The organism is Simplicispira sp., assembly GCF_028687295.1.
Lineage (GTDB): Bacteria > Pseudomonadota > Gammaproteobacteria > Burkholderiales > Burkholderiaceae_C > Simplicispira > Simplicispira metamorpha.
Map to the genome: position 1 here is coordinate 1 of NZ_JAQUAL010000147.1, position 8,321 is coordinate 8,321.

General features: G+C 59.6%; 9 protein-coding genes. 4 read left to right on the plus strand and 5 right to left on the minus strand.

Annotation, left to right across the window (positions count from 1 at the left end; genetic code table 11):
- Window positions 1–1,929 (plus strand): penicillin-binding protein 1A (locus PHX69_RS13585; protein ID WP_288044362.1); only part of this gene is annotated, 1,929 nt, incomplete at its 5' end.
- Between the two features lie 8 nt (window positions 1,930–1,937).
- On the opposite strand, the gene cyaY is transcribed toward PHX69_RS13585, so the two are convergent.
- Window positions 1,938–2,267 carry an iron donor protein CyaY gene (gene cyaY, locus PHX69_RS13590; RefSeq protein ID WP_288044363.1) on the minus strand — a complete coding sequence of 110 codons (330 nt, stop codon included), beginning with the start codon at window positions 2,265–2,267 and terminating at the stop codon, window positions 1,938–1,940.
- Between the two features lie 12 nt (window positions 2,268–2,279).
- Between cyaY and lptM the strand changes: the two genes are divergently transcribed.
- The 3 genes from lptM to PHX69_RS13605 all read left to right on the plus strand — a co-directional run bounded on the left by lptM (window position 2,280) and on the right by PHX69_RS13605 (window position 4,696).
- A complete protein-coding gene (gene lptM, locus PHX69_RS13595) occupies window positions 2,280–2,444 on the plus strand; it encodes an LPS translocon maturation chaperone LptM (protein WP_288044365.1) in 165 nt (54 codons plus the stop codon).
- A 53-nt stretch (window positions 2,445–2,497) separates the two neighbouring features.
- Window positions 2,498–3,787: a diaminopimelate decarboxylase gene (gene lysA / locus PHX69_RS13600; protein WP_288044367.1), complete on the plus strand. Its 1,290-nt coding sequence runs from the start codon at window positions 2,498–2,500 to the stop codon at window positions 3,785–3,787.
- A gap of 81 nt (window positions 3,788–3,868) precedes the next feature.
- Entirely contained in the window at window positions 3,869–4,696 is an 828-nt protein-coding gene (locus PHX69_RS13605; protein ID WP_119014437.1) for an oxygen-binding di-iron domain-containing protein, read from the plus strand.
- 87 nt (window positions 4,697–4,783) lie between these two features.
- Here PHX69_RS13605 and msrQ read toward each other — a convergent pair whose 3' ends face one another.
- The 4 genes from msrQ to PHX69_RS13625 form a co-directional block, all read right to left on the minus strand.
- A complete protein-coding gene (gene msrQ, locus PHX69_RS13610; RefSeq protein WP_119014436.1) occupies window positions 4,784–5,413 on the minus strand; it encodes a protein-methionine-sulfoxide reductase heme-binding subunit MsrQ in 630 nt (209 codons plus the stop codon).
- Window positions 5,414–5,468: 55 nt separating this feature from the next.
- Window positions 5,469–6,464 (minus strand): protein-methionine-sulfoxide reductase catalytic subunit MsrP, encoded by a 996-nt coding sequence (msrP, locus tag PHX69_RS13615; RefSeq protein WP_119014435.1) that lies wholly within the window; start codon window positions 6,462–6,464, stop codon window positions 5,469–5,471.
- Window positions 6,465–6,533: 69 nt separating this feature from the next.
- The gene (ccsB, locus tag PHX69_RS13620) at window positions 6,534–7,877 is read right to left on the minus strand and encodes a c-type cytochrome biogenesis protein CcsB (protein WP_119014434.1); all 1,344 of its coding nucleotides are present in this window, start codon (window positions 7,875–7,877) and stop codon (window positions 6,534–6,536) included.
- On the minus strand, window positions 7,874–8,321 hold a 448-nt coding region (locus tag PHX69_RS13625; protein ID WP_288044371.1), incomplete at its 5' end, for a cytochrome c biogenesis ResB family protein. The genes ccsB and PHX69_RS13625, both read right to left, overlap by 4 nt.

Here is an 8,321-nt window from a genome sequence, read left to right on the forward strand (position 1 = left end):
AAAACATTTACGAGAAAAATTTACGAAATATTACTAACATTCAAACTAGAGCATTTGCTGACCAAAGATCAGATTCTTGAGATTTACATGAATCAGATTTATTTGGGCAACCGTGCTTATGGTTTTGCAGCCGCCTCCGAGGCTTACTTTGGCAAACCTTTGAAACAGGTCTCGGTGGCTGAGGCCGCCATGCTGGCTGGCCTGCCAAAAGCGCCATCCGCGTACAACCCCATCAGCAATCCCAAGCGGGCACGGGTACGCCAGCTGCACATCATTGACCGCATGGAAGAAAGCGGCTTTATCACCAGCGAACAAGCGGCAGCTGCGCGCACGGAAGAACTGCAAATCCGTACCGGGCCGGACAACACCCGCGTGCATGCAGAGTACGTGGCTGAAATGACCCGGCAACTGATTTTTGCGCAATACGGCAACGAGGCCTACACGCGCGGACTGAACGTCTACACCACACTCAGCGCAGGCGACCAGGAAGCCGCATACCGCGCACTGCGCCGCGGCATCATGGACTACGAGCGCAGACAGCACTACCGGGGGCCAGAGAAATTTGTCAATCTCCCCACTTCAGCGCAAGAGCGCGAGGATGTGATCGATGACACCTTGGCAGACCATCCAGACAACGGCGACGTGATGTCGGCGATGGTGCTGGAAGCCAGCCCGCGCAAAATCGTCGCTGCACGCCAGAATGGCGACAACATCGAGATCACGGGCGAGGGTCTCAAGCCTGCCCAATCCGGTCTGAGCGACAAAGCCCCCCCCAATATCAAGCTGCGCCCTGGCGCGGTGATCCGCATCACCAAAACACCTAAAAATACCTGGGAGATCACGCAGTTGCCCGAAGTGGAGGGTGCGTTGGTGGCCATCGACCCCCGCAGTGGTGCCATCAAGGCACTGGTGGGTGGTTTCGATTTCGATAAAAACAAGTTCAACCACGCTACCCAAGCTTGGCGCCAACCGGGCTCCAGTTTCAAGCCATTCATCTATTCAGCAGCCCTGGAAAAAGGCTTTACGCCAGCGACAGTCATCAACGATGGGCCTCTTTTCTTTGATGCGGGCGTTACCGGCGGCCAACCCTGGGAGCCCAAGAACTACGATGGCAAGTACGACGGCCCCATGACCATGCGTACGGGCTTGGCACGGTCCAAAAACATGGTTTCGATTCGCATATTGCAAGCCGTAGGTCCCAAAAATGGCCAGGCATGGGTCTCGCGGTTTGGGTTTGATGCAGAAAAACATCCGGCCTATCTCACAATGGCTTTGGGGGCTGGATCGGTCACTCCCATGCAGATGGCCGTGGGATATTCTGTATTCGCGAACGGTGGCTACCGCGTGAACCCTTGGTTGATCGCCAAGGTCACTGACCACAAAGGCCGGGTCATTTCGGAAACGCGTCCGCCGGTGCTGGAGGAGCAAGAGCGTGCGATTGATGCCCGCAATGCGTTTGTGATGGACAGCCTGCTGCAAGAGGTGACGCGGTCGGGCACTGCTGCACGCGCCCAATCGACCCTCAAACGCCCTGACCTGTACGGCAAAACCGGCACCACCAACGACTCCGTGGACGCCTGGTTTGCTGGATTTCAACCCTCTCTGACCGCCGTGACCTGGATTGGTTACGACACACCGCGCAATCTTGGTAGCCGGGAAACGGGGGGGGGACTGAGCCTGCCCGTCTGGATTTCTTTCATGGAGCGGGCATTGAAGGGAATCCCTGTGATGGAACCCACTGTGCCCCCAGGCGTGGTGAACGTGGGCGGCGAATGGTTCTATGAAGAATATGCGCGCAACGCAGGCGTTTCCAGCTTAGGACTGGAAAATCGCTCCAGCACCAATCCCAACACTGCAACGACCACCACACCAGATGACGCGCCGGTCACTGAAGAACGCAAACGGATTCTGGATCTTTTCCGCAACTGAACCGTGACTCACTCCGTAAACCGCAGTGCCATGCCCGACTGGGCAGAGGCATCGCGGCTGAGGTGCTCAAAAAACTCACCGCTGCCCTTGGTGCATTGCCACTGGGCACCATCAAAGCGGTAGTGATATCCGCCGGATTTGGCTGCCATCCAGATTTCATGCAACGGCTTTTGCTGGTTGATGATGATCTGGCTGCCATTGCGAAACGTCAATGTGACCATGCCACCAGTACGCTGGTTGTCTACATCCGCATCGGTGGAGTCATTGATGCGGTCACAGTTTTGTTCGACGGCCAGTAGCAGCCGTTCAGCGCAGGCGAGGAATTCGAGGTCGGTCATTACAATTTGCATATGTTGAAAGCGTCCCAAATTCTAGTCAGGGGTATTGCCCTTGTTGCCAGCGTGGCAGCCTTGTGTGCCTGCGGCCAACGCGGCCCGCTTTATTTACCCAACGATGCATCGCCCCCCAAGGGCACCGCCACCGCGCCAGCGCAGCCACCGACCCGGCCGCAGTGATTCACTCTGCAAGCTGCCTCCTTCTCCTTCCCCCTGCTACACCTTTCTTTCCCATGACGCACACTGCATTGCCCGGTCATCCCCATATTGCCTACCGTGGCCAGGATTTGTTCATTGAAGACCTTCCGGTCAGTGCGTTGGCGCAGGCCCACGGCACGCCCCTCTTCGTTTACTCGCAAGCGTCCATGCAGTCGGCGCTGGCCGCCTACCAGCGCGGTTTTGCGGGCCGCCAGGTGCAGATCTGCTACGCCATGAAGGCGAACTCCTCCCTGGCATTGCTGCAATTTTTTGCCCGGCAAGGCTGCGGTTTTGACATCGTGTCTGGCGGCGAACTCGAACGTGTACTGGCCGCTGGCGGTGATGCGGGCAAGGTGATCTTTTCCGGGGTGGGAAAAACCCGCGCTGAAATGCAGCAAGCCCTGCAAGCTGGCATCTTGTGCTTCAACGTCGAAAGCGAAGCCGAGCTCGAAGTGCTCAATGATGTGGCAGTGGCCATGGGCACACAGGCGCCCATCAGCATCCGCGTCAACCCCAACGTCGATCCCAAGACCCACCCGTACATTTCCACCGGTCTCAAGGGCAACAAATTCGGGGTGGCACATGAGCGCGCCCTGGCCACCTACCAGCGCGCTGCTGCGCTGCCAGGCATCCGCGTGACGGGCATTGACTGCCACATCGGCTCGCAAATCACCGAGGCCACGCCCTACCTGGACGCTGCCGATCGCGTGCTGGATCTGATCGAAGCCATCGAAGCCGCTGGCATTGCCATCCACCACATTGACTTTGGTGGCGGACTGGGCATCAACTACAACGGCGACACCCCGCCTGCTGCCGATGATCTGTGGCACCAGTTACTGGCCAAGATGGACGCCCGTGGCTTTGGAGACCGCCAGTTCCTGATCGAGCCTGGCCGGTCGCTGGTGGGCAACGCCGGCCTGTGTGTGACCCAGGTGCTCTACCTCAAGCCAGGCGAAGAAAAAAACTTCTGCATCGTCGATGCCGCCATGAACGACCTGCCCCGCCCCGCCATGTACCAGGCCTTTCACGGCATCGTGCCGCTGCAAGCACGTGCGGAGACTCCCCAGGTGTACGACGTGGTAGGCCCCGTGTGCGAGAGCGGTGATTGGCTGGGACGTGATCGCACCCTGGCCGTGCATGAAGGTGACCACTTGGCGGTGCTGTCAGCTGGCGCATACTGCATGTCCATGTCCAGTAACTACAACACCCGTGGGCGCGCTGCCGAAGTGCTGGTGAGCGGCCACAACGCGCACCTGATCCGCGAGCGCGAAACCGCAGCCGACACCTTCCGCGGTGAAAAACTCTTGCCCGCCGCACCGCTTTGACATCCGTCATCGCCTTGACATTCATTAACCGCCCCATCGAGGCCCCATCAGAGTCCGTGCTTTACTGCATCGCAACCATCCATGCCCATTGAACTCTATCGCGACAAAAATCATGCCTGCTATATGTTCACCGACCTCGTCGAAGAAGATGGGCAGGCGGTGCAGGCCAACCAGTTCCTGATCGTCGATGACGACACGGGCGCCATCATCGACCCCGGTGGCAACTTGGCTTACAACGAGCTGTACATGGGCATGCTGAAGCACTTTCCGCCCCAAAAGCTCTCGTACCTTCTCGCCTCGCACGCCGACCCCGACATCATTGCATCGCTGGACCGCTGGCTCTCCAGCACCAAGGCGCTGCTAGTGATTTCGCGCATGTGGGAACGCTTTGTGCCCCACTTCACCAAAACCGGCAAAACCGAGAACCGGGTGATTGGCGTGCCCGATGGTGGTGGCCGCCTGCCGCTGGGGCGCCACGAACTGTGGCTGCTGCCAGCGCACTTCATGCACTCGGAGGGCAACTTCCAGTTTTATGACCCGGTGAGCCGCATCCTGTTCACTGGGGACTTGGGGGTCTCCATGATGAGCGGCGCCCAGGCTGCCAAGCCGGTCACTGATTTCAAAGCCCACATCCCGCTGATGGAAGGCTTTCACAAGCGCTATATGGTCTCAAACAAGATCATGCGCCTGTGGGCGCAAATGGCCCGCCAGCTCGATATCTCCATGATCGTGCCCCAGCATGGCGCTCCCATCATGGGCGCGCAGGCCATCAGCGACTTCATCAACTGGATCGAGGGCTTGACCTGCGGTATCGACCTGTTTGATGACCGCGCCTACCAACTGCCCAGCGCCACCATTGACCCGGTAGTGGGCAAGGCACGCCCCACACTGCGGCCTGTCACTGCCTGATTTAGAGAAAAAGGCCCCAAAGGCTTTCTGGAAGGGCGCCAGCAGCTATCAATTAAATAGCAAATTCCATCCATTGCTCTGGAACAATCAGGGCATTGGGTGGTATTTTTTATGGCGCTGGCGCCACCCATGGCGTATGCGCCAGCCGAGCAAACCGGCCAACAAGGCGCCATACCACAGCACCTCGGCAAAGTCGTTTTTTCCCGCGCGCATCCAGAAGAAATGCAGGATCCCCAGCACCGCTACGACGTACACCGACCTGTGCAGTGCCCGCCAACGCGCCGCACCCAACCAGCGTATGGCACGGTGGGGCGACGTGGCCGCCAGCACCGCCAGCAGGAGCAGCGCCAGCGTGCCCACCAGGATGAACGGCCGTTTGGCAATGTCGTGCACGATCTCGCCCACATCCAGCCCCATGTCGAACCAGGCGTAAGCCAGCAGGTGCAAGACGCCGTAGAAAAAAACAAACAACCCCAGCATGCGCCGGAACCGAGCCAGCGCGGGGGTACCGGTGGCAATGCGCAGCGGCGTCACGGCCAGCACTAGGCACAAAAAGCGCAGCGTCCAATCGCCCAGGTCACGGATCAGTGCTTCAGCGGGGTTGGCGCCCAGTTGGTCGGTGACAGCGGCGTAGACCAACCAGGCCAACGGCACCAGCGACAACGCAAACAGCAGCGGCTTGGCTGCGCGGTGGAGCAGCATTTTTTGAACGTCCATCAGCACCCTTTTGCCAACTGCTGGCACCTGACAGCGCGTGCAAGGCCTGCCACGGTCAATAAAACTTTTTCAAGTCCATGCCTGCGTAGAGCTGGCCTACCTGGGCCTCGTAGCCATTGAACATCAAAGTTTTGCGCTTTTTCGCAAACAGACCACCTTCCCCAATGCGCCGCTCGCTGGCCTGGCTCCAGCGGGGATGATCGACATTGGGGTTGACGTTGGAATAAAAGCCGTATTCGTTGCGCGCCGCCTTGTTCCAGGCGGTGCCGGGCTCCTGGTCGGTGAAGCGGATTTTGACAATGCTCTTGGCGCTCTTGAAGCCGTACTTCCAGGGCACCACGAGGCGCACGGGGGCACCGTTCTGGTTGGGGAGCACCTCTCCGTACATGCCAAAGGCCAGCAGCGTCAGTGGGTGCATGGCCTCGTCCATGCGCAAGCCTTCGGTGTAAGGCCAATCCAGCACGCGCGAACCGACAAAAGGCATGGTTTTTTTGTCGGCCAGCGTGACAAACTCGACGTATTTGGCGCTGCCCAGCGGCTCCACGCGCTTGATCAGTTCTGCCAGCGAGTACCCCACCCACGGAATGACCATCGACCAGCCTTCGACACAGCGCAGACGGTAAATGCGCTCTTCCTGGGCACTGAGCTTGAGCAGGTCTTCGATGCCGTATTGACCCGGTTTTTTCACCAACCCTTCAATGGCCACCGTCCAGGGCGTGGTCTTGAGCGTATGGGCGTTGCGCGCCGGGTCGGCCTTGTCAGTGCCAAACTCATAGAAATTGTTGTAGCTGCTGGCGTCTTGGTAGCTGGTCAGTTTCTCGACTGTCGTGGCGCCCGGCACAGCAGACGGCACACCCGGCAGCGGCGCATGTTTGCCTGGCCTGGCAGCCTGCGCCAGCGCATCACGCTGGGCCCAGCTGGCCAGGGCAGCGCCAGCGACACCACCGGCCATGGCACGCAACAGGGTTCGCCGGTCTTGGTATACCGAAAGCGGCGTGATGTCGCTGGGAACAGGGTGCTGGAACCCGTTGCGCGATGAGAGAAGGTGCATGGTGAATTCCTGAATGGCCTCAAGGGGTGGCGCCAGCGTTCAGCGCCCCGGGAAGGACTCACCTGGCGATTACAAGGTTCCGTAACTGTGCAGACCAGACAGGAACATGTTGACGCCCAAGAAGGCAAACGTCGTCACCGCCAGCCCCACCAGCGCCCACCAGGCTGACACGGTACCGCGCAGGCCTTTCATCAGGCGCATGTGCAGCCAGGCAGCGTAGTTGAGCCACACAATCAGCGCCCAGGTTTCTTTGGGATCCCAGCTCCAGTAGCCGCCCCAGGCCTCGGCAGCCCACAAGGCCCCCAGCACGGTGGCGATGGTGAAAAAGGCAAAGCCGACGGCAATCGACTTGTACATGACATCGTCCAGCAACTCCAGCGCGGGGAGCTTGGCGGCAATGCGCTGGCGTCCGAACAAAATGGCGCCGACGATCAGCGCCGAAATGCCAAAGTACACCATCCAGTAACTGCCGCCATTGGCGCCCGCAACGGGCCGAAACACCACCGGCTCAAAGCACAGCACCACACCCAGCAGCCACAGCGGCGCCAGTTTGTACCAGCGCGTTTCACCAGCGGACTGCTTGATCAGGTAGGCAAAGGCCACCATGGCCGCCAGGGCAAAAGTACCATAGCCAATGAAGTTGGCAGGCACATGCAGCTTCATCCACCAGCTTTTCAGGGCGGGCACCAAAGGCTGGATTTCATGGGCTTCACGCACCACGGTGTACCAGAGCAAAAAGCCCACCGCCGCACTGACCACCAGCATGACAAAGCTGCCCAGAGCGCGGGTACGGTACTGCTCTTCGTAGTACAGGTAAAACAGCGCCGTCATCCAGCAGAACATGACGAACACTTCGTAGAGGTTGCTGACCGGGATGTGGCCCACATCGGCGCCGACCAGGTAGCTCTCATACCAGCGCACCAGCGTACCAATCAGCGCCATGGCCACGGCCACCCAGGCCAGGCGCGAAGCGATCAGCGACATGGTGGCCCCCTCGCCACGCGCAAACATGCTGATCCAGTAGAAGGCCGTGCTCATGAAGAACAACATGCTCATCCACAAAATGGCCGATTGGCTGGACAGGAAATACTTGAGCCAGAACACCGTGTCGGCACGGGCCAGGCTGCCTGCACTGCCGTCGTCGTAGAGGCTGATGGCCAGCAAGGCACACCCGGCTGCCACCAGCATCAGCGCCCGCAGTGGTCGCCAGAACCAGCCCAGCCAGATAGTGGCCGGAATGGAGCCCAACAAAATACCTTTTTCATAGCCATCCATGAACGCGGCGTAGCGCTGCAAGGCAAACAGCCCGCCGCCCAACACCAAGGCAGCAAAAAGCCAGTCGAACCAGTTGCGCCGTGACAGAAAACTCTCGTTCAAAGTCAACGTGGTCGTGGTGGTGGTAGCCGTGTTCATTCAGTTGCTCCTGCGGGGCGTGCCCCTATGAGTTTGTCGGTGAGCTGGGCAAATTCGCGGTCGCCATCAAACGTCTTGCGATTGCTCGACAGCGCCATGGTGGCGTGGGTGCGCCCGCCCTGCGGCGCCAACCAGACCCAGACGCGGCGCTCGCGGATATAGAGCATGGCAAACACGCCCAGAATGAGCAAGGCACACCCCAGGTAAACAATGTTTTTGCCCGGCGCACGCGCCACCTGAAACACGCTGGCTTGTACCTGTGTGAAGTCTTGGAGTGCAAAGACCAGAGGTGCAGGGTAAATCTGTGCATCGCTCAAGGCCAGCACCGCCTGGGTCATGAAACCCTGGGTCTGTGTGCTGGGCTCCAGCAGTGCCAGGCCAGCGCGCTGTTGCGTGATCTGGGCCAGCTCGAACAGCGCGCCATTGAGGATGCGCACCAGTACC